Origin of the sequence: Prauserella flavalba, assembly GCF_003202235.1 — a bacterium.
In the GTDB taxonomy this organism is placed as follows: Bacteria; Actinomycetota; Actinomycetes; order Mycobacteriales; family Pseudonocardiaceae; genus Prauserella_A; species Prauserella_A flavalba.
Genome location: NZ_MASU01000002.1, coordinates 83,859 through 104,823, shown reverse-complemented (window position 1 = coordinate 104,823; position 20,965 = coordinate 83,859). Strand labels below are relative to the sequence as shown.

Annotated in this window: 19 protein-coding genes; 8 read left to right on the top strand and 11 right to left on the bottom strand. The window is 70.6% G+C overall.

The window, feature by feature from the left end:
* Nucleotides 1–35: 35 nt before the first annotated feature.
* Nucleotides 36–362 carry a nucleotide pyrophosphohydrolase gene (locus tag BA062_RS02750; RefSeq protein WP_110334442.1) on the top strand — a complete coding sequence of 109 codons (327 nt, stop codon included), beginning with the start codon at nt 36–38 and terminating at the stop codon, nt 360–362.
* 85 nt (nt 363–447) lie between these two features.
* Complete coding sequence (locus BA062_RS02745; protein ID WP_110334441.1) at nt 448–1,293, top strand: thermonuclease family protein; 846 nt, start codon at nt 448–450, stop codon at nt 1,291–1,293.
* 4 nt (nt 1,294–1,297) lie between these two features.
* On the opposite strand, the gene BA062_RS02740 is transcribed toward BA062_RS02745, so the two are convergent.
* The 4 genes from BA062_RS02740 to BA062_RS02725 are packed head-to-tail and all read right to left on the bottom strand — an operon-like array spanning nt 1,298 to nt 6,405.
* Nucleotides 1,298–2,053: a DUF427 domain-containing protein gene (locus tag BA062_RS02740; protein WP_110334440.1), complete on the bottom strand. Its 756-nt coding sequence runs from the start codon at nt 2,051–2,053 to the stop codon at nt 1,298–1,300.
* Nucleotides 2,054–2,094: 41 nt separating this feature from the next.
* The gene (locus tag BA062_RS02735) at nt 2,095–5,181 is read right to left on the bottom strand and encodes a DEAD/DEAH box helicase (RefSeq protein WP_110334439.1); all 3,087 of its coding nucleotides are present in this window, start codon (nt 5,179–5,181) and stop codon (nt 2,095–2,097) included.
* 28 nt (nt 5,182–5,209) lie between these two features.
* Nucleotides 5,210–5,869: a class F sortase gene (locus tag BA062_RS02730; RefSeq protein ID WP_245959650.1), complete on the bottom strand. Its 660-nt coding sequence runs from the start codon at nt 5,867–5,869 to the stop codon at nt 5,210–5,212.
* Nucleotides 5,866–6,405 carry an excalibur calcium-binding domain-containing protein gene (locus BA062_RS02725; RefSeq protein ID WP_168213867.1) on the bottom strand — a complete coding sequence of 180 codons (540 nt, stop codon included), beginning with the start codon at nt 6,403–6,405 and terminating at the stop codon, nt 5,866–5,868. The genes BA062_RS02730 and BA062_RS02725 overlap by 4 nt, the downstream gene beginning before the upstream one ends.
* Before the next feature lie 252 nt (nt 6,406–6,657).
* Between BA062_RS02725 and BA062_RS02720 the strand changes: the two genes are divergently transcribed.
* Nucleotides 6,658–7,302 carry a response regulator gene (locus BA062_RS02720; RefSeq protein WP_110334437.1) on the top strand — a complete coding sequence of 215 codons (645 nt, stop codon included), beginning with the start codon at nt 6,658–6,660 and terminating at the stop codon, nt 7,300–7,302.
* On the opposite strand, the gene BA062_RS02715 is transcribed toward BA062_RS02720, so the two are convergent.
* The 4 genes from BA062_RS02715 to BA062_RS02700 all read right to left on the bottom strand — a co-directional run bounded on the left by BA062_RS02715 (nt 7,299) and on the right by BA062_RS02700 (nt 14,452).
* On the bottom strand, nt 7,299–8,441 hold the full coding sequence (locus BA062_RS02715) for a GAF domain-containing sensor histidine kinase (RefSeq protein ID WP_110334981.1): 1,143 nt from the start codon (nt 8,439–8,441) through the stop codon (nt 7,299–7,301). The two genes, BA062_RS02720 and BA062_RS02715, sit on opposite strands and share 4 nt — an antisense overlap.
* Before the next feature lie 14 nt (nt 8,442–8,455).
* Nucleotides 8,456–11,755 carry a thiol reductant ABC exporter subunit CydD gene (gene cydD / locus BA062_RS02710; protein ID WP_110334436.1) on the bottom strand — a complete coding sequence of 1,100 codons (3,300 nt, stop codon included), beginning with the start codon at nt 11,753–11,755 and terminating at the stop codon, nt 8,456–8,458.
* Nucleotides 11,752–12,762: a cytochrome d ubiquinol oxidase subunit II gene (gene cydB / locus BA062_RS02705; RefSeq protein ID WP_110334435.1), complete on the bottom strand. Its 1,011-nt coding sequence runs from the start codon at nt 12,760–12,762 to the stop codon at nt 11,752–11,754. The genes cydD and cydB overlap by 4 nt, the downstream gene beginning before the upstream one ends.
* Before the next feature lie 190 nt (nt 12,763–12,952).
* Nucleotides 12,953–14,452, bottom strand: coding sequence for a cytochrome ubiquinol oxidase subunit I (locus BA062_RS02700; protein WP_110334434.1), 1,500 nt, complete (start codon nt 14,450–14,452; stop codon nt 12,953–12,955).
* Nucleotides 14,453–14,699: 247 nt separating this feature from the next.
* On the opposite strand from BA062_RS02700, the gene BA062_RS02695 reads away from it, so the two are divergent.
* On the top strand, nt 14,700–15,302 hold the full coding sequence (locus BA062_RS02695; RefSeq protein WP_110334433.1) for a TMEM165/GDT1 family protein: 603 nt from the start codon (nt 14,700–14,702) through the stop codon (nt 15,300–15,302).
* 57 nt (nt 15,303–15,359) lie between these two features.
* Here the strand turns inward: BA062_RS02695 and BA062_RS02690 are convergent, their stop codons facing one another.
* The 3 genes from BA062_RS02690 to BA062_RS02680 form a co-directional block, all read right to left on the bottom strand.
* The gene (locus BA062_RS02690) at nt 15,360–15,992 is read right to left on the bottom strand and encodes an IclR family transcriptional regulator (RefSeq protein ID WP_110334432.1); all 633 of its coding nucleotides are present in this window, start codon (nt 15,990–15,992) and stop codon (nt 15,360–15,362) included.
* A complete protein-coding gene (locus tag BA062_RS02685; protein WP_110334431.1) occupies nt 15,989–16,843 on the bottom strand; it encodes a hypothetical protein in 855 nt (284 codons plus the stop codon). Before BA062_RS02685 ends, BA062_RS02690 begins: the two co-directional genes overlap by 4 nt.
* A gap of 78 nt (nt 16,844–16,921) precedes the next feature.
* On the bottom strand, nt 16,922–17,554 hold the full coding sequence (locus tag BA062_RS02680; protein ID WP_110334430.1) for a LysE family translocator: 633 nt from the start codon (nt 17,552–17,554) through the stop codon (nt 16,922–16,924).
* A 77-nt stretch (nt 17,555–17,631) separates the two neighbouring features.
* On the opposite strand from BA062_RS02680, the gene BA062_RS02675 reads away from it, so the two are divergent.
* From BA062_RS02675 to BA062_RS02660, 4 genes are all read left to right on the top strand, one after another.
* Nucleotides 17,632–18,417, top strand: coding sequence for a DUF2470 domain-containing protein (locus tag BA062_RS02675; RefSeq protein WP_245959649.1), 786 nt, complete (start codon nt 17,632–17,634; stop codon nt 18,415–18,417).
* A 35-nt stretch (nt 18,418–18,452) separates the two neighbouring features.
* On the top strand, nt 18,453–19,262 hold the full coding sequence (locus BA062_RS02670; protein ID WP_110334429.1) for a CPBP family intramembrane glutamic endopeptidase: 810 nt from the start codon (nt 18,453–18,455) through the stop codon (nt 19,260–19,262).
* Nucleotides 19,263–19,367: 105 nt separating this feature from the next.
* The gene (locus BA062_RS02665) at nt 19,368–19,559 is read left to right on the top strand and encodes a hypothetical protein (protein WP_110334428.1); all 192 of its coding nucleotides are present in this window, start codon (nt 19,368–19,370) and stop codon (nt 19,557–19,559) included.
* Nucleotides 19,560–19,611: 52 nt separating this feature from the next.
* Nucleotides 19,612–20,832 (top strand): arginine deiminase, encoded by a 1,221-nt coding sequence (locus tag BA062_RS02660; RefSeq protein WP_110334427.1) that lies wholly within the window; start codon nt 19,612–19,614, stop codon nt 20,830–20,832.
* The last annotated feature ends 133 nt before the right edge of the window (nt 20,833–20,965 follow it).

Here is a 20,965-nt window from a genome sequence, read left to right as displayed (position 1 = left end):
AGAAAGTAATCCGAGAGTGTGATAGGCAGGGTGCCGTGACCCTCGACGACCTCATCCAACGGCTACGCGACTTCGCCGCCGCCCGCGACTGGGAACCCTTTCACACGCCCAAGAACCTCGCGATGGCGTTGTCGGGTGAGGTCGGCGAGCTGACCGCGCTCTTTCAGTGGCTCACGCCGGAGGAGTCGGCGAAGGCGCTCGACGATCCACAGCTCAAAGCGGACATTCTCGACGAACTGGCCGACGTGCTGCTGTACCTGACGCGCCTCGCCGACGTGCTCGGTGTCGACCTGCTCGACGCCGCGAGCGCGAAGATCGATCGCAACGAGCTGCGCTTTCCGCCGTTGCCGACGGCCGACTGACGCACTTCGCCGGGATTCTTCGTAACGAAATCGGCCCGCGCCGCGAGAACCAGTCGAACCGGCCGATCACCGAGGAAGCGAATCCATGGCGCACAAGCCGCCCGCGCATGCCGCCCGTGGAAAGCGCTCACTGCTGTGGATCGGGCTCACGCTGGTGGTGTGCGCCCTGCTGTTCGGCATCAGCACGCTCGTCGGAAAGTCGGGCGAGGACGACACCACCGACCGGTACGCGGCGCCCACCGACCTGCCGCCCGCGCCGACCCCGACCTATCGCGTGACCGACGTGTTGGAGGGCGACCTGGTGCGCCTCGTGCCCGAAACGGGAGCCGCGATCACCCTGCGCGTGCGGGGTATCGCCACGGCGGGGGCCGGCGGCTGCTTCGGCCGGGAGACGCTCGCGTGGGCCACCGATCTCCTCGAGGGCGAGGAGGCGGTCGTCGAATCGGTGGGCACCGGAGGCGGCAACACCCTCGGCAGGCTCATCCTCGCCGACGGCACCGACTACGCGGTCGCAGCGCTGGAGGCCGGCTACGCGATCCACGCGGGCGCCGACGTCAACAGCTCGTACGGGCGGATCCTGCGCGACGCGGAATCGTCGGCCCGCGCGCGGACCTCGGGGCTGTGGGGACCGCCGTGCGAGGGCGACCTCGCACACCCGCCCACGTCCGAACCGCCACCGACGACCACGACGACGACCGAGCCGTCACCGGCCCCGCCGCCGGTGGTGGCCGAACCGGCGCCACCGCCACCGGCGCCGTCGTCGTCGGACGAATCCGAGCCGGAGCCCTCGCCGGACCCGGAGCCGCACTACGCGAGCTGCCGGGACGTGTGGGAGGCCGACGCGGCTCCGCTCCACCGCTGGGACCCCGGCTACCGCGAGGAACTGGATCGCGACGGCGACGGTGTGGCGTGCGACCGGGACCGGGAGTAGCTCCTCAGGCGAACTTGGTCTTGGGCCGCTCTTGGAGCTGCCCGTCCACATAGACGTCGACCAGTTCGTCGGTAAAGGCGATCAGCCCCGCGATGCGCTCGCTCTCCGGCAGCGGGGTGGGGTAGGTCCAGGCGAGGTCGGGCACCAGCTCGGCACCGGCGCGCACCGAGAAGTACCGCGTCTCGCCCTTGTAGGGGCAGCGCGTCACGCGGTCACTGGGCTCCAGCAGGTCGAGACGCACGTCCACCTTGGGCAGGTAGTACCGCGTGGGCAGACCGGTCTCGAACAGCAGCCTCGGGGAGCGGGAATCGGCCACGGTCACGCCGTTGACCTCGACCCGCACGTGCCGCGAGCTCGGCAGGATGTCGATGCGCGTGTGGGGATCGCGAGGGTGGACGTAGACCTCCTCGTCCTCCTCGAACCAGGCGTCCATCGCATCCCAATCGAGGCGCACGTGGTCGCGCAGCTCCTCCAGCGGCGACTCGGGGTAGTCGGTGACGGCCTCGACGGCTTCACGCTCGCCCACCCTGAGCGTGGAGACGCGCCCCTCCCCGCGACTCGGCGACCGGCGCGTCTGTCCGGTTGGGACGATCAACTCGGTGCGCACGTCTTCGCGGGGGAAGTAGTACGTCGGGTAGTACGGCACCTCCCACACCAGCAACGGTCGCGTGGTGTCGGCGACGACCTTCCCTGCGAAAACGGCACGAACCCGCTTGGCGCCCCGCTCGGTCCGGACCCGGCCACGGCTCTCGATGCTCATACCCTGCCGAACACGCACCGCGGCACGCTTATTTCCGGGTTTCAGCCCGCCACGACGCTCGCCGTGGTGAACGTGTCGGCCGGCATGGGCCGGTGCAGCCGCCAGGTGAGGGCGATCGGCCTGCTGCCGCGATGCGAGACGTACGACGCCGGGCCAAGGCACAGGAAAGGGGAGGGTCCGAGGTCGTCCGTGCGGTGATCGCGCACGAACAACACCACGTGCGTGCCGTGTTCGCGGTGCCGCAGATACCGTCGGCCGACCGGCGAGTCGACCGCGGTCGCGTTCTGCGACTCCCAGTGGAACAGTTCGGGGCTGATCGCGTAGTCGCGGTACATCGTCGTTGGCGAGAAGTCCTTCTCGCTCTTGTGCAGGTTGATCAGTAGCGCGTCGGTGCTCGTCTCCTCCGCCCAGGCCACGCCCGAGACGTGGTTGGCAACGGGTCGCTCCAGCGTCGCGTAACCGAGCGCGGCCAGTATCTCTTCACGCCGGTACCGGGCATGGCTGGCGAGCGGCACGTGCTGAAGCCCTTCGCCGAGCGACCCTGGCAGGTGCCGGGCCCGGTCGAGCCCGAAGGCGACGAGTTCCCTGATCTCCGCGCAGACCGCCGGATGGCGCCGCAGCTGAGCGAGCCCGTCCTCGTAGCCGCTGACCCCCTTGGGCCACAGGGTGAACAGCAGCATCCTGGCCAGCCGCTGTTGCCGCTCGCTCAGTTCCCGGTATCGCGGGCCGTGCGGGTCGGCGAGGGTGGAGTACACCTCGGTCCGCTCGCGATCGTCGACGTGCGCGAATGCGCCGACCCTGCGCAGGAGTGCATCCTCGTCAGGTCCGGCCTGCCCGGTGGGCAGACCGGCCTCACGCCGGAGGCCGGTCCACGAGCCGCTGTTCTTGTAGACGTCCACGAGTTCTCGCCCGGCCTCCTCGAGGTACGCCGCGAGCGGAAGGTCGCCGTGCGAGCGGACGTCTGCGGCGAGTGCCTTCCGGTTGAGCCGAAGCTGGGTGCGCACGTTGTCGAGCACGATCCGCTGCGCCACGCGGTCGAGCACGACCTGCGATCCGGACGGCAGGAACGGAAAGCCCTGCTCGATCTGCTGTTGCAGCCGTTTGCGGCTCGCACCGGTGAGCGCCCGGTAGCGGACGTCGAAGCGGAACTCCTTGCGGTGGTGGCCGATGAAGTCGAGCACGGTGAGCACCGCCTTGCCGGGTGCCCTGCGCAGCCCGCGGCCCAGTTGTTGCAGGAAGATCGTCGCGCTCTGGGTCGGCCGCAGGAACAGCACGGTGTCCACCTGCGGGATGTCGAGGCCCTCGTTGAAGAGGTCAGCGGCGAAGAGCACGTTCACGTCACCACCGGCCAGCGCGGTGATCGCACGCTCGCGCTCGGCGGGGCTCGTGGAACCGGAGACGGCGAGCGCCGAGATGCCCGCCTCGCGGAAGACCCTGGCCATGTACTCGGCGTGGGCGATCGAGACGCAGAAGCCCAGCGCCCGCATCCGGCCGATGTCGGTGACCTTGTCGCGCAACTCCGAGAGCACCTTGGCCGCGCGGGCGTCGTTGCCGGTGTACAGGCGCTCCAGACCGGCGACGTCGTAGTTGCCGCGCGACCATTTGACCCCGGAGAGATCTACGTCGTCGGCGACCCCGAAGTAGTGGAACGGCACGAGTAGATCGGCGGACAACGCGTCCCACAGCGGCAGCTCGTACGCCGCGCGGTCACCGAACAGCCCGCGGACGTCGGTCCCGTCGGCACGCTCCGGGGTCGCGGTAAGCCCGAGCAGTTCCTTCGGGCGCAGGCGGTCGAGCAGCCGGCGGTAGGTTACTGCCTCGGCGTGGTGGAACTCGTCGATCACCAGGACGTCGAAATGGTCGGCCGGCAGGTTCTGCACGCCATAGGACGACAGCGACTGGATGGTCGCGAACACGTGCCGCCACCGCTCCGGCCGGGTCCCTCCGACGTAGTACTCGCCGAACGCCCCGTCCGCCAGCGCTTCCCGGTAGGTCCGCAGCGACTGTTCCAGGATCTCCCTGCGGTGCGCGACGAAAAGCAGGCTGAGATCGCGACCGTGGAACTCGCGGACGAGGCGTCGGTAGTCGATTGCGGCCACCACTGTCTTCCCGGTTCCGGTCGCCGCGACCACGAGGTTGCGGTGCCGGCCGTGCACCTGCCGTTCGGTCTCCAGCGCTTCGAGGATCCGTTCCTGGTGCGGCATCGGCCGCACTTCGAGCCCGGCGAGGCTGATCGTCGTGGCCGCGGTGGTCCGGTTGCCGGCTCTGGCCAGCGCGTCGTCGAGACGGTCGGCGTCGCGCGAAGGGTCGTAGCCGGTGAAGGCGTTGGACTCCCAGTAGGTGTCGAACGTCGCGGCGAACTTGCGCAGCAGTTCGGGGGTGGCGACGCCGGAGAGCCGCACGTTCCACTCGAGACCATCGACGAGCGCGGACCTCGACAGGTTGGAGCTGCCGACGAACGCCGTGTCATAGCCCGATTCCCGGCGGAAAAGCCACGCCTTGGCGTGCAGCCGGGTCGACTGATGCTCGTAGCTGATGCGCACCTCGGCGCCGAACCGGCGCACGAGTTCGTCGATGGCCCTGCGCTCTGTCGCGCCGACGTACGTGGTGGTCAACACGCGAAGTGGAACGCCGCGGTCGCGCAGTTCACGCAGCGGTTCCTCCAGTACCCGCAGGCCGTGCCAGCGGATGAAGGCGCACAGCAGGTCCACCCGATCGGCACTGGCCAGTTCGGCGCGCAGCTCGGCGGACAGCGACGGCTCGTCCTTGGCGTTGGTGAGCAGGGCCGCCTCGGCCAGCGGCGTCACCGGTCGGACCGGGGGTCCGGTTCCGAGCTGGTCGGTGCTGGTCAGCGCGATCAGCTGCTCGACGGAGCCGGGTACGGTCTCTTCGGGCGTCCGCAACAGGTCCAGCAGTTCGTTGATCAGCGCGACCTGGCGCGGCAACTGGGGCTGCTCGCTGAGCGCCCTGCGCACGACATCGGCGACGTGGCGCGCGAGCACCTCGGGGACGTCCGCGGGGTCCACGCCCGCGAAATGCGGCTGGAGCCGGTCGCGGAGCCTGCCGATGGCGTCGTCGACGCCGACCGTGCGGAGGGCTTCGTAGACGCCATCGGCGAAGGACTCCATGCGACCCAGCGTGCCATGAGACGCAGCGCTAATCGATCACTCCGGTCATCGTGGCGTAGGCGACGACGTTGTCGAGGTACTGCCCGGTCGAGTCGTCGAACGCGCCGCCGCACGTGATCAGCCGCAGCTGCGGGTCCGTCGTGTTGCCGTAGACGTCCTCGGTCGGGAACTCCGATTTCGCGTGCCGCTCGACGCGGTCCACGGTGAACACGACGCTCGTGCCGTCCTCGCGGTGCACGGTGACCTCGTCGCCGGGTCGCACCTCGTGCAGGCGGAAGAACACCCCCGGCACGCCTCCGTAGTCGACGTGGCCCGCGATCACGGACGGCCCCAGCTCGCCCGGGGTGGGGCTTTCCTTGAACCAGCCCGTGGTCACCGCGTCCTCGGGCACCTCGAGCGCACCGTCCGGCTCAAGGCCGAGGTCGATGACCTCGCCGGTTCGCACGCCGATCGAGGGGATCTCCAGCCATGCCGGCCGCGACGCCCCAATCGGTGTGGCTTCGACGGCGGCCGTAGTGGGTGGCGGCGCGGCCTGTGTCGTGGTCGGTGTGGAGACCGCGGGCTGGGCGGCCGGTTCGTGCTCTCCGCCCAGTACCACCACGAGGATCACGGCCGCCGCGACCGCGACGGCGGTTCCGAGGACGGCCGCGACCCGCCACCGGAACCGCCGCGCAACAGGAGTGCTCACGCCTTGTTGCTCCCCTGGGCACGGCGCCGGACGACCACCACGGCACCGGCACCGAACAGGGCGGCCAGCGCGCCGATCACCACGAGCGCCGAGTCGTCCTCGCCAGTGTCGCCACCGGTGGCGACACCGCCGACGGGATGAACGGCGACCTGCTGCTCCTCGGTGCTGGGCGCGGGTGCGAAGAAGCGTTCGCAGGCCTGGCCGTCGTTATCGGCGTCGAGGTTGTGCGGGTCACGGGGGTCCTGTGAGAGAACGCCCTGCGCTTCCGCCTGTGACGCGTAGTCGTCGCAGTCCTTGTCCTCAACCGCGGGCTGTTCGGCGGGCGGCTGTTCCGGCGGCGCGGTGGTGGTCGTTTCGCCGTCGTCCGGCGCGCCGGGAAGGTCCTCGCAAGCTATTCCGTCGTTATCGGCGTCGAGGCCGTGCGGATCGCTCGGGTCCTGCTCCAAAACGGCCTGGGCTTCCGCCCACGTACCGAAATCGGAGCAGTTGAACTCGCCTTGTGCCGACTCCGCCGACGCGACACCGGTGAAGGCCATGCCGGCGAAGGCGAACGCGGAAAGAACGATCATCGTGCGGCGCTGTACGGACACAGGGAAAACCTTTCAGCAGACACAGATAAGGGACACCGGCCGCGGGAAAACGCGTCGGATGTCCGGTCTTATCGATTAGTACTCGCCTGTCCGTTACGCGGTTATCCGAAATCAACAAAAGAAATAATTTGGCTTGAAGCGTTCACCGACTGTTGGAGCGTTTCCCTCAACGGCTCCGCGCGCGCGTAACCTCGAGGTATGGCCATTGAGGTTTTGCTCGTCGACGATCACGAGGTGGTGCGGCGCGGGCTTCGGGAGCTGCTGACCGACGAGCCCGACATCGAGGTCGTCGCCGAGGCGAGTACGGCCGACGAAGCGCTCGCCGTCGCCATGCACGTGGAGCCCGATGTGGCCGTTGTCGACGTCCGGCTCGGTGAGACCGAGACCGACGGCGTGGAGCTGTGCCGCGAGCTGCGCGCCCGGCCCAATCCGCCCCACTGCCTGGTGTTGACGGCGTTCGACGACGAGGAGGCCATGATCGGCGCGATCATGGCCGGCGCCGCGGGTTACCTGCTCAAGCAGGTGCGGGGGCAGGACGTGGTGAACGCCGTGCGCGAGGTCGCGGCAGGCCGGTCGTTGCTCGACCCGGTGACCACCGCGCGGTTGCTCGAGAAGATGCGGCACCCGGAGCCCGATCGGCTGGCCGATTTGAGCGAGCGCGAACGCAGCGTGCTGGAGCTGATCGGGCAGGGCATGTCGAACCGCGAGATCGCCGAGCGCCTGTTCCTCGCGGAGAAGACCGTCAAGAACTACGTCACGTCCCTGCTCGGCAAGCTCGGCATGCAGCGCCGCACCCAGGCGGCGGCCTGGGTCGCCCGGCATGACGCGAGCCGGGGCGACTAGCTCAGCGGGAGGTCGAAGGCCACGAGCGTGCCGAGGCTGGGCGAGGAATTGATGAAGAACTTGCCGCCCGCAGCCTCGGCGCGTTCGGAGAGGTGCCGCAGGCCGCGCTGGGCGACGTCGCGGGGCACGCCGCAGCCGTTGTCCCGCACGCGTAGCCGCACCCCGTCCCTGTCGCGCTGGAGCGTCACCCTCGTTTCGCTCGCACCGGAGTGGCGGACCACATTGGACAGTGCCTCGCGCAGCGCGGCGCGGACGTGGTCGGCTCGTTCGGCGGGGATGTCGGCGAGCTCGCCGGACAGTTCGAGGGTCGGCGGGTAACCGAGCAGTTCGCCTGCGATGCGCACCTCGGCGCGAGCGGACTCGGCGAGGTCGGTCGCGGCGGGCTCCGGCTCGTGCGGTTCGGGCTCCGGCGAGCGCAGCGCGCGCACGGTGCCCCTGATCTCCTCGATGGTCTGGTCGAGCTGGTCGATGGCCTCGCCGAGCCTGGCGCCGTCGGCACCGGCGAACCGCCTGCGCATGCGCCTGCGGACCCGGTCGAGTTGCATTCCGGCCGCGTAGAGCCGCTGCACGATCACGTCGTGCAGCTCGCGGGCGATGCGCTCGCGCTCCTGGTAGAGCGTCACGCGGTGGCGGGCGTTGGCGCCCTCGGCGAGCGCGAGGACGACCCCGGCCTGGCCGGCGAACGCGGTCAGCACTTCCACCGTGCTCGCCGAGAACGGTTCGGCGTCGCGGTGCCGGTAGACGGTCAGCACGCCGAGCAGGCGGCCGCCCTTGCCGAACGGGGCCGCGGCGAACGGTCCGTACGAGCGGAGCTCCTCCGGCACGAACCGGGACGTGCGCGGGTCGCTGGTCACGTCCTCGGCGACGATCGGCTCGCCGCCTGCCGCGACCCGCCCCGCGGCGGACTCGGCCGGCAGCACGAGCCCGAGCAGGCCCGCGGTGTCGGTGCCGTGCGCGGATTCGACGGTGACCCTGCCGTCGTCGGCGCGCACCATGACGACGCCGAGGTCGGCGTCGGCGAGTTCGGCGGCGTGGCGCACGACGGAGCCGAGCACGGCACCGGGGTCGTCGCCGGACAGTGCCGTCGTCGTGATCTCGGTGGCCGCGGACAGGGCCCGGGCGGCAAGGGTTGGTTCCATCAGCAACATCAAGGTTATGCGCCTCCGTGAGCCAAAGCCGCCTCGCGCGCTGTGATCTGGCCTTCCCTCACCTCGAGCACCAGGTCGGCGCCGGCCACCTCCTCGGGCCGGTGCGTGACGTGCACGACGGTCTTGCCCGCCAGTGCGGTGTCCAGGTTCGCCAGCACGACGTCGGCGGTGGGCTCGTCGAGGTGCGCGGTCGGCTCGTCGAGCAGCACCAGGTCGGCGTCGTCGACGGCGAGCAGCGCCCTGGCGAGCGCGAGCCGCTGCGCCTGCCCGCCCGAGAGCCCGGCGCCCGCACTGCTCAGCACGGTGGACAGCGGCAGCCCCGGCAGGCCCGCGGTCAGCAGGGCGGTGGTGAGCTGCTCGTCGGTCGCGTGCGGGTCCGCGAGCCGCAGGTTCTCGGCGACGGTGGTGGACACGAGCTGCGGTTCCTGCGGCGCCCAGGCGACGCGTGCGGGCAGGCTCGCGTGCCCGCGCTCGGGCGGGAGGAAGCCCAGCAGCGTCGCCAGCAGCGTCGACTTCCCTGCGCCGGATGGACCGATCACGGCGACGTGGCTGCACGCCGGGATGTCGAGGTCCACGCCGCGCAGCACGGGTTCCGGGCTGTCCGGCCAGCGGACGTCCACGCCGCGCAGGGTGATGCCGGAGCCGCCGTGCACAACGCGGTCGCCGGGCTCGGGGACGTCGCGGTCCCAGATCCGGGCGAGCCGGGCCTCGGCCTGGCGCAGCGAGTCCCAGTGTTGTGCGGCGGGCGGCAGGAGTGCGAGCACCTCGGCCAGCGCCAGCGGCACGAGCGCGAGCAGCGGGGTCACCACGGGATCGAGCGTTCCGGCCGCGACGGCACGCGCGGCGAAGAACGTGCTGACCACGGCGGCGGCGCCGGTGGCGAGGGTGATCACGGCGTCAGCGGCGCCCGCGCCGAGCGCCTGCCTCCGCGAGGCCCGCGCCAGCGTCGCGTCGGCGGCGGCGAGGTCGGCCCTGCGAGCCCGGTGGGCGCCGAACGCGACCAGCTCGGCCGCCGCTTCGAACAGGCCGAGCACCTGCGTTGCGACGGTGCGGCGGCCCGAGGCCAGCGTCGAGGTCGCCCGCCGTTCCACGCCGAGCGCGAGCACGGGAGCGAACCCGGCCGCGACCAGCGCGGCGACGGCGAGGGCCAGCCCGGCCTCGGGCAGTACCGCGGCCTGCACGGCACACGCCGCGAGCACCACCACGGCGGCGACGATCGGCGGTGTGACCACGCGGGGCAGCAGGTCGCGCACCGTGTCGACGTCGGCGACAAGGCGGCGCTGGCCTTCGCCGCGGCGCAGGCCGAGCGTGTGCGCGGGGCCGAGGCGGACGAGTGCCCGCCACAGCCGGACCCGCAGCCGCGCGGCGACCCGGAAGGCCGCGTCGTGGGTCATGAGCCGTTCGACGTAGCGCAACCCGGCGCGGGCGAGCCCGAACGTGCGCACGCCGACCACCGCGACGGTCAACGTGAGGATCGGCGGCTGCTGCGACGCCTTGGCTATGAGCCAGCCCGAGGTCGCGGTGAGCGCGACACCCGCGACGAGCGCGGCGGCACCGAGCGCGGCACCGGTCAGGAATCGACGACTGACCAGGTTCCGCAGGTGGACATGCCCGCCAGGGCGGTCGTTCTGCGGCACCCCACGACCGCCCTGGCGAACGTCGGTGGGCTCCTCCCCCGCGTCGAGGGTGGAGCGATCATGCGCGGCGATCACCACGGCGGCGCCCTCCCGCTCGGCCTGGCGGACCGCGGCGAGCACACGCTCGGCGTTGACGGCGTCGAGGTGGGCCGTCGGTTCGTCGAGCAGGAGCAGCCACGCGCCGGCCCTCAGCCGCAGCAGCGCGCGGGCCACGGCGACGCGTTGCCGCTGTCCAGTGGACAGGTGACTCACTGGCTCAGCCACCAGACCACTAAGTCCGAGTTGGGCCAGCACGTCGTCGATGTCGAGGTCGTCCACACCGGGTGCGGCGAGGGCGAGCTCGTCGCGCACGGTGCCACCCGCGAACGCGGGTGACTGCGGCACCCACGCGACCGAGTCGCGCCAGGCCGACATGTCGACATTTTCCAGTGGTGCGCCGTCGACCGTGACCGTTCCCGCGTCGGGCCTGGTGAAGCCGAGCAGCACGGAGAGCGTGGTCGTCTTGCCTGCGCCGCTCGGTGAGCGCAGCCAGACGGTCGCGCCGGGCCGGATGGTGAACGATTCGCCGTCGGGCGCATAGCCGTCCCTTCTGCGCACGCGCAGACCGCTGACGTGGACCTCCCCACGGCGCGGCGGCTCCGTTCCCTCGGGCGCGACGGGTTCGGCGAGGACGTCGGTGACCCTGCGGACGGCTTCGACGCCGTCCTCGCTGGCGTGGAAGGCGGCACCGGCGGTGCGCAGGGGCTGGTAGCACTCGGGCGCGAGGATCAGCACGCCGAGCCCGACGGCGAGGGACAGTTCGCCGGAGACCAGCCGGACGCCGATGACCACGGCGACGAGCGCCACCGAGAGGGTGGCGGCGAGTTCGAGCGCGAAGGCCGACGAGAACGCGACCCTGAGTGTGGAGAGGGTGGTCTTGCGGTGGCGGTCGCTGACCCGGCGTACGGCCTCGGCCTGCGCCTCGGCGCGGCGGAAGGCGGCGAGCACGGGCAGCGCGCGTACGAGTTCGAGCAGGTGACCGGAGAGCCGCTGCAGGGCGTCGGTGGCCGAGGAGACCTGGTCGGCGGTGTACTTGCCGATGAGGATGGCGAACATCGGCAGCAGCGGCAGTGTCAGCGCGATGAGGACGGCGGAGGGCCAGTCGGCGACGAGCACGGCGGCGCCGACGCCGAGCGGAACCACGGCCGCGGTGACGAGCGCGGGCAGGTACTCGGTGAAGTAGGCGTCGAGCGCGTCGAGGCCCCTGGTGGTGAGCGCGGTCAGCTCACCCGGGCCCCGGCGGGCGATCCATTCGGGACCGAGGCGCAGCGCGTGGTCGACGACCTTGGCGCGCAGTTCCTCTTTGGCGCCGGCGGCGGCGCGGGCGGCGACCACGCGGATGCCCCAGCCGATGAGCGCGCGGGCGAGGACAACGACGAGCAGGGCGGCGAGCGCGGTGGCGTGGCCGTCGGTCCTGCCCGCGACGACGGCCGCGAGCACCGACGCGAGCAGGAACGCCTGCGCCACGAGCGCGGCGGCGTTGAGGAAGGCGAGCACCCCGGCGAAGGCCAACGCCCGGCGCGCCGAGGCCGAGAGGGCCGGCAGCGCGCCGAGCGGACCTTTTCCCGTCCGCAGTGTGTCCACTCTGGACACATAGGCGGAAAGGGGTGCGCGGACGGGAAAGTTCATCGGGGCACGTGCACCTTCGGGATGTGCTGGGTGCTGATGCGCTTGCGGAACACCCAGTAGGTCCAGCCCTGGTAGACGAGCACGGCCGGTGCGCCGAAGAGCGCGACCCAGCTCATGACCGTGAGCGTGTAGGGGCTGGATGAGGCGTTGTCGACGGTCAGCGAGTTCGCGGCGTCCAGTGTGGACGGCAGCACGCCGGGGTAGAGGGCGCCGAACAGCACCACCGCGGCCGACACGATGACCACGCCGAGCGCCGCGAAGCCCTGCCCCTCGCGGCCAAGGGACAGGCGCCACCACGCGACGAAGGCGGCGGTGGCCGAGACGGCGAGCGGGACGAGGGTCCACGCCGACCCTTCGCGCCACTGCACCAGCAGCATCAGGGCGACCGCGGGCAGCAACGCGACGGGCAGGATGCGGACGGCGAGACGCCGGGCGCGTTGCCGGATGTCGCCGTCGGTCTTGAGCGCGAGGAACGCGGCGCCGTGGACGAGCGAGAAGCCGACGACGGCGAGCCCGCCGAGCACGGTGTCCCAGCGGACGGACTCGAACGCCGTGCCGACGCGGTTGCCGTCGGCGTCAAGTGGCAGGCCGAGCACCGAGGTGGTGAGCAGCAGTCCGACGCCGAACGGCGGGATCCATGAGCCGATCATGATCACGCGGTCCCAGTTGCGCCGCCAGCGGACGGAGTCGACCTTGCCGCGGTACTCGAACGCGACCCCGCGTCCGATCAGGGCGAGCAGGACGAGCAGCAGCGGCAGGTAGACCGCCGAGAACAGGCCCGCGTACCAGGCGGGGAAAGCGGCGAACATCGCGCCGCCTGCCACGATGAGCCACACCTCGTTGCCGTCCCACACCGGCCCGATCGTGTTGATCATGACGCGGCGCTCGGTGTTGTCGCGGCCCAGGATCGGCAGCAGCATGCCGACGCCGAAGTCGAACCCCTCGAGGAAGAGGTACCCGGCGAAGAAGAGGGCGACGATGCAGAACCAGATCGTCTCGAGGTCCATCAGCGCGGCCCTCCGACCGATGTTTCAGGTGAAACCAGATTTCCCCAAGTTGTGCACAACAGCCCGAGTTGTCCACAAATTGCTGGCAAGCCCCCGTGGATACCTTCGAACTGGGTAGGCTGGCAGCGGGGTCGCCCCCCAGGGAGGGTGGGGGGTTGCCTACGGAACCCGAACATCGTTTCCCTCCTCCTCAGTAGGCGAACGCGAGTGCGTCGTCGTCGGTTTTGTCCGGACCCTCTCCCTCGTCGTCCGGTTTCTTCGGCGGCATCACTCCCTCGACACCGCCGCGGACGTACTTGGCGATCAGGTACACCTCCACCACCGCCAGCACCGCGTACAGCGCCGTCAGCGAGATCAGCGATGTCCACACCTCACCCGTCGACACGTTCGACACGGCCTGCGCGGTGAACATCCAGACGCCGTCCACGCCCGTCGGGTTGGGCACCACCACGAACGGCTGGCGCCCCATCTCCGTGAAGATCCAGCCGGCGCTGTTGGCGATGAACGGCGTCGCGATGCTCAGCAGTGCCGCGCGGGGGAACCACTTCGTGTCCGGGATTCGATCCTTGCGCGTCAGCCACAGCGCGAGCACTCCGAACGCGGCCGAGAGCCCGCCGAAGCCGATCATGATCCGGAAGCCCCAGTAGGTCACCGGCAGGTTGGGCACGTAGTCGATCGGCTGGCCCGCGAGCTCACCGAGCGCCGGGTCGTCCGGGTAGTGCGTGCCGTACCGCTCCTGGTATTCGCCGACCAGGTCCTCGATGCCCTTGACCTCGGTGTCGAAGTCGTTGTGCGCGAGGAACGACAGCAGCGCGGGCACCGAGAACGTCTTCACGTTCTCGCAGTTGGCGTCCCTGACGTCCCCCACCGCGAGGATCGAGAAGCTCGCGGGCTGCTCCGTGTGGCACAACGCCTCCGCCGAGGCCATCTTCATCGGCTGCTGCTCGAACATCAGCTTGCCCTGCACGTCGCCGGTGATCGCCAGCGCGGCGAAGGCGACAACCCCGGTCCACGCACCGAGCTTGAGCGACGAGCGCCACACCTGCCGGTCCTCGTCCCGCTCACGCCGCTTGCGCCACAGCCGCCACGCGGCGATGCCCACGAGGAAGGCCGCCGAGACCGAGAACGTGCCCGCGATCGTGTGCGGGATCGCGGCGAGCGCGGTGTTGTTGGTCAGCACCGCCCAGATCGAGGTCATCGTGGGCTTGCCGTCGACGAACTCGGCGCCCACCGGGTGCTGCATCCACGAGTTAGCCGCCAGGATGAAGTAGGCCGAAGCCACCGTGGCCAGCGAGAACGCCCACACGCACGCCAGGTGCACCCGCTTCGGCAGCCGGTCCCAGCCGAAGATCCACAGCCCGAGGAACGTCGACTCGACGAAGAAGGCGACCAGGCCCTCCATCGCCAGCGGCGCCCCGAACACGTCGCCGACGAAGCGCGAGTACGCACTCCAGTTCATGCCGAACTGGAACTCCTGGACGATGCCGGTGACCACACCCATCGCAAAGTTGACGAGCAGCAGCTTGCCCCAGAACTTCGTCATCTTCAGGTAGCGCTCGTTACCGGTGCGCACCCACGCGGTCTGCATACCCGCGACCAGAATCGACAGACCGATTGTGAGCGGCACCATAAGAAAGTGGTAGACGGTCGTGATGCCGAACTGCCACCGCGCCAGATCCAGGACCTCCACGAGTCCGACTCTCCTCCCGTCGGCCCCTTCACCGTCAGGTCCCCTGGTCCCGACCTGCATGGGACGTTGGTCCCAACCGGAATCGAGGGCGCGCCGCGAATTTCTTTTCGGCCCGCCGAAGAAAATGATGAGACACGCCTGGAAATTGTTGGTCCGACACCGAAAAGGACAATTCGCAATCCCCATCAGCTAGGCATTTACGAACTCCCCCTTTATCGTGGAAGAAGAAAAGGGGTGAGAATTTCCGATGTCCTCCGCGCTGCTAGCCTTCATCGCGACGTTCGCGCTGGTCATGGCCGTGGAGCTGCCGGACAAGACCATGGTGGCGACGCTGGTGCTGACCACGCGTTACCGGGCGCGTGCGGTGCTCACGGGCGTATCCGTCGCGTTCGCCGTGCAGGCCGTGATCGCGGTCGCGTTCGGCAGTGTGCTCACCCTGCTTCCCGATCGGGTCGTCTCGCTCGTCGTCGGCGTTCTCTTCGGCGTGGGCGCCGCCATGCTGCTGCGCGAGGGCTTCCGCCAGGGCGAGGACTCCGGGCAGGACGCCGCCCGCTCCGGCAAGGCCCCGGTGCCGTTCCACCGCGCCGCGCTCACGTCGTTCGCGGTGCTCTTCACCGCCGAGTGGGGCGACGCCTCGCAGCTCGCCACCGCCGGCCTCGCCGCCCGCTACGGCCAGCCGGTGGCGGTCGGGCTCGGCGCGTTCCTCGGCCTGGTGGCCGTCGCCGCGCTCGCGGTATTCCTGGGCGGCAAGATCCGCAGCAGGCTGCGTCCCCGCCTGCTCCAGCGCGGCGCCGGGTTCGTGTTCGCCGCCTTCTCGGTGTTCGCGCTCGGCTCGGCCCTGCTCGGCTAGGAGTGTGCTGAACGACCCCGCCCGTAGCGCAGTAGGCAGCGGTTGTTCAGCGCGCGCCTAGCCCTTCAGGACCGTCGCCAGAGCGGCCGCCGCCTCCACGACCCTCGGCCCCACCGTCGCGTGCTCGAGCGGCTCCAGCGACACCACGCCGACGGTCGCCCGCAGGCCCAGCACCCCGCGCACCGGCGCGGCCAGCCCGTACGTGCCCGGCTGCGGCTCCCCCGAGGCCACCGCCCAGCCTCTGCCCTTCGCCCGCAGCGCCAGCGCCTTGCCCGCGGCTCCGCGCGAGACGGGATGCCTGCTGCCGATGCGGTACGCCACGTGCAGCGCCGTCCACGACGGCTCCGCGACGGCGATCACCTGCAGCTGGTCGCCCTCCGCAACGGAGAGGTGCGCGGTGGTGCCGCCGGTCTCGGCGAGCTCCCTCAACACCGGCTGGGCGGCCTCCCTCAGCTGGGGCAGCATCTGCCCGGCCAGCCGCAGCACACCGGCGCCGAGCCTGACCTTGCTGCCGTCGCGCCACACCAGCCCCCGTTCCGCGAGCGGCACGAGGAGCCGGTACACCGCGGGCCTGCTCGTGCCGATGGCCGCCGCCAGCTCCGAGATGGTGGCCGCCTCGCCTCCGGCGTCGGCCACGGCCTGCAACAGGGCGAGCCCGCGATCCAAGGTCAGCGAGCTCTCCCTGCTCACAACAGGCCCAGGCCCTTCAGATCCGCGATCGGCTCGTCGAAGGTGGCCGAGGCGTACGACGCGAACACGGCTCTGACGGCCTTCGCCGCCTCGTCCGACAGCTCGGCGGCCTCACTCGCCAGGGCCTCACCGTCGGTCGACGCGAGCGCGTCGCGCACGTTGCCGCCGGAAAGGCACCTCGCGGAGGCCACGAGCAGGTTGAGGAACCCGTGGTGCTCGAAGCCGCTCTCTGCGTCCACGTGCCGAACGGCGCGATGCAGGCTGTTGGTGGCCTTGAACGCCGCGCCGGAGAAGCTGCTCACCACGGAGAGGAAGTCGGCGACCTCGTCGACGCTGGGGAAGTTCTCCCTGGACAACCCGCCGCACCTGATCTTCGGCCAGCTGCCGTGCTCGATCACCTTGCGGACGCCGTCGAGCCAGCCGACGCCCCTGCGCGGCTCGACGACGCGGACCACGTCCTCCGGCACGAACTCCGACACCCGCTCGAGCCACACTTCGTCGACGTCCGACGGCGCGGGCATCTCCACCATCTTCAGCGCGAGCAGCTCGTTGCGGGACTCGACGATGGAGATCGCCTTGGGCACCCCGCCGAGGCCGGTGTCGATGATCAGTGAAAAGGGCAGCGGCTCCTTCGGCTTGATCTTGATCAGCTCGGTGATCAGCTCGGGCAGCCGGGACGCCTGGCACAGGAACACCCCGAGCACACCGGCGTGCTCACCGGCCCGCGTCTCGAAGTGACCCTTCAGTGCCTCCGGCATCGTGGCGTCGCCGGGAGGGAACAGTGCCGAGTCATCGACCAGCCGCGCGAACAGCGGAGGGATTCCACGAGGGCCGGGGGGCGTGAGTTCCACAGCGCTTGACACGAGACACACGCTAGTAGCGTCCGAAATCAGGACGACAGTGGCCGTCCACCGGACGCCTCAACGAGGTCAAGGTACCGTGCGCGCCTGCGCCGCGAGCCGCACGCCGACCGCGACCAGCAGCGTGCCGGTGACCGCGTCGAGCGCCCTGCGCACGCGCGGGATCGCCAGCAGCCTGCGCATCGCACCGACCACGTTGGCCACGACGCCGAACCACAGCGCCGTGAGCACCACGGGGATCGCCGCCGTCAGCACGGTGTCCGCGACCGTCGGGTCGGCGGGCAGGAACTGCGGGACGAGCGCGACGAAGAACACCGCGCACTTCGGGTTGAGCACGTTGCACAGCAGGCCGTCACGGAAGGCCCTCCGGGGATCCGGGGGCGCGGCGGGCTGCTCCGGTTGCCCGGCCGTACCGCGGCGGGCCGCCCATAGCGCCTTGCCACCGAGGTAGAGCAGGTAGGCCGCCCCGGCGAGCTTGACGACCGTGAACGCCACGGCCGAGGCGGCCAGCAGGCCGGCGACGCCGACGGCGGCGACCACCGACCACACGAGGATCCCCGTGGCGACGCCGAGGGCCGCGCCCATGCCGGAGACGCGCCCGCCGACGGCGGAGTGCCGCAGCACGACGGCGAAATCGGGCCCCGGCGACATCGCTCCCAGCAACACCACGCCGGCGAAGGGAAGGAGCTGTGACCAGGCCATGTGAAGGAGCCTACCCGGAAGAGCACCTTCCCCCGATCAAGAAAAAAGGTTAGCCTCACCTAAGTTGGAGGTGAGTGGTGACCGAGACACAACAGACCCGCCGGCCGCAGGCCCCGCAGCCCGCCGAGCGAGCCAAGACCATCGCGCTGCGCAACGGACCGGCGATCCTCATGCCCGCCCTCGACCGCAGGGCCGCCGACGACGAGCGCGTGGTCCCCGTCCTGCAGCACGTGCACGCCAGCGGAAGCGTCAGCGTGCTGCTGCCCGACGACCACCCGATCGTCACCTCGGCCCGCGCCGCGGACAGCGGCGAGCTCGCGATGATGATCGAGCTCGCCGACCAGGCGCCGGTCGACCTGCGCGAGCCGATCAGGGGCCTGCTCTGGATCACCGGCTGGCTGCGTCCGCTCGACGAGCGCGCCGCGAGGGCCCGCGCGGTCTCCATCGCAGGCACGCGCCCCGACCCGCGCCTGCTCGACGTCGGCCACGGCGTCGCCGTCCTCCGCCTCAACCCGGCGTCCATCGTGCTCGCCGACTCCGAGGGCACCCACTCGCTGAGCGCGCAGAGCTTCAGCTCAGCCAAGGCCGACCCGTTCTGCCGGTACGAGGAGCAGTGGCTCCGCCACCTGGAGACCGCGCACGCCGACGTGGTGGGGCAGCTCGCGAGGCACCTGCCCGAGGAGCTTCGCGACGGCCGCATCCGCCCACTCGGGCTCGACCGCTACGGCCTGCGGCTGCGCGTCGAGTCCTGCTACGGCGACCACGACGTGCGGCTGGCCTTCTCCAAGGCGATCGACAGCCAGCCCCAGCTCGCGATGGAACTGCGCAGGCTCGTCGGCTGCCCGTTCCTTTCGCAGGCTTGACCTGCGCTTCTCACCGGCTGGGGTAACGTGCGCCGGTGTCGATAGGCCGTGACTGGCTGAACCCGGCCGCGCCCGCGAGGCCCGCCGTGGTCGCCGAACCCGCCGAGCGGCGCGCGCTCGTCCTCGAGCTGGTGCTCGTCTTCTCCATCACGCTGGGCCTCTCCGGCGCGCGCAGCCTGCTGTCGCTGCTCGACTCACTGCTGCGGCCGGAGCCGCTCAACGAGCAGCAGGTGGCCATCAACGTCTCGCAGGCGGCGATCGGCGTGCTCGACCTGCTCAAACAGCTGCTCAGCGTCGTGCAGCTCGTCGGCTGGGGCGCGCTCGGGCTGTACCTGTTGTGGCGGGGCGGCATCAAGCTCGCCGAGATCGGCCTCGACGGCGGACGCAAGGGCAGCGACGCCAGGTGGGCCATCGGCCTGACCGCCCTGATCGGCATCCCCGGCCTCGCTTTGTACTTCGCGGCGTGGCAGCTCGGGCTCAACCTCGCGGTACAGCCGTCGACGCTCGGCGAGTCGTGGTGGCGGCCGATCACGCTCACCCTCGCGGCGTTCGGCAACGCCTTCGCCGAGGAGGTCCTCGTCGTCGGCTACCTGCTCACCCGGCTGCGCCAGCTCGGCCTGCGCGAGAACTCCGGCCTGCTCGCGGCGGCCGTCCTGCGCGGTTCGTACCACCTCTACCAGGGCATCGGCGGCTTCGTCGGCAACCTCGTGATGGGACTCGTCTTCGGCCGGATCTGGCAGCGGACGAACCGGCTGTGGCCATTGGTCGTAGCTCACACCCTCTTGGACGTGTTTGCGTTCGTCGGATACGCGCTTCTACGTGATCATGTCTCGTGGCTCCCGTGAGAAGTTGCGCGGGTGTTCGAACACATGTTCTAATGGAAGGGCCTGGTTCGCAGGGGATGCGGAGGAGCCGGGCCCGACGACGCAGTACGAGGCCAGGAGGGGCACATGGCTTGCAAGATCACTCACCGGCTCAACGACCAGCAGATCCGGTTCGCCAACCGCGACGCCGCCGAGCGCTATGCGGAGATCATGGGCGGAGGGGTCGACAACTGGGAGTTCGCCACGGTGCCTGCCACCTCGGCTCCGGCGTGGCCGCACGTTCCGGAGCCGGCGAGGCGGGGCGCGGCACGCCGCTGATCCCGCGCGCGTGAGCAGGTAGCGGCCCGTCCGAGTCATTACGCTCGCGTCCGTGGAAGACACCATCATCCCGGGCGTGGACAGCGAGGTCGGGCCGCTGCGCTCCGTGCTGCTGCATCGCCCCGGCAACGAGCTCAAAAGGCTCACCCCGCGCAACAACGATCAGCTCCTCTTCGACTCGATCCCCTGGGTGGACCGCGCCCAGCAGGAACACGACGCGTTCGCGAGCGTGCTGAAGGAACGCGGCGTCGAGGTGCTGCTGCTCTCCGACCTGCTCCGCGAGGCGCTGGCGGATCCGAGGGCCTACGCGGCCGGGCTGCATGCGGCCGTGGACGACCGGCGGCTCGGCACCGACCTGGCCGACTCGCTCCGCTCGCACCTGTCCGGCGTGGGGGCGGCCACGATGGCCGAGGTCCTCATGTCGGGCATGACGTTCGAGGAACTGCCGGCCTCGGAGGGCGCGTCGCTCGTGCGGAAGATGAACCACCCGCACGACTTCGCCGTCGACCCCCTGCCGAACCTGCTGTTCACCAGGGACTCGTCGGTGTGGATCGCCGACAGGGTCGCCATCTCCTCGCTGGCGATGCCCGCGCGGCGCAGGGAGACGGCCCTGCTCGACATCATCTACGCCTACCACCCGCGCTTCCACGGCACCGTGCGCGCGTACGGCGCCCACTCGGCGCCCGTCGAGGGCGGCGACGTGCTGCTGCTGTCGCCGGGCGTGCTGGCCGTGGGCGTCGGCGAGCGCACCACCGCGGCGGGCGCCGAGTCACTGGCACGCTCCGCGTTCGCCGACGGCATCGCGCACACCGTGCTCGCGGTGCCCATCGCGCAGACGCGCGCCACGATGCACCTGGACACCGTGTGCACGATGATCGGCCCGGACGCCGTGGTGATGTACCCGCTCGCGAGGGACTCGCTCGTCGCCTACACCCTGCGGCCCGGCGACAACGGCGCCCTGCGCGTCGACGGCCCCGAACCGTTCCTCACCGCGGCGGCGCAGGCCATGTGCATCGACCGGCTGCACGTGATCGACACGGGACTCGACCCGGTCACAGCCGAGCGCGAGCAGTGGGACGACGGGAACAACACGCTGGCGCTGGCCCCCGGCGTGGTGGTGGGCTACGAGCGCAACGTCGAGACCAACGCGCGACTGGAGGAGGCCGGCATCGAGGTGCTGCGGCTGGCCAGCTCGGAGCTCGGCTCGGGCCGGGGCGGGCCGCGATGCATGTCCTGCCCGATCTCCAGAAGCCCGATTCCGGCGACCCACTAATGCACGACCCGCAATAGGCAAGCAAGCCTCACCTAAGAAATAGCGAATTTCTTAGGTGAGGCTAAACGAAATAAGTGAAACCTTCACTAAGGAATTGTACGGAAATAGGGCGCAGATCACCAGCCCCGACTGG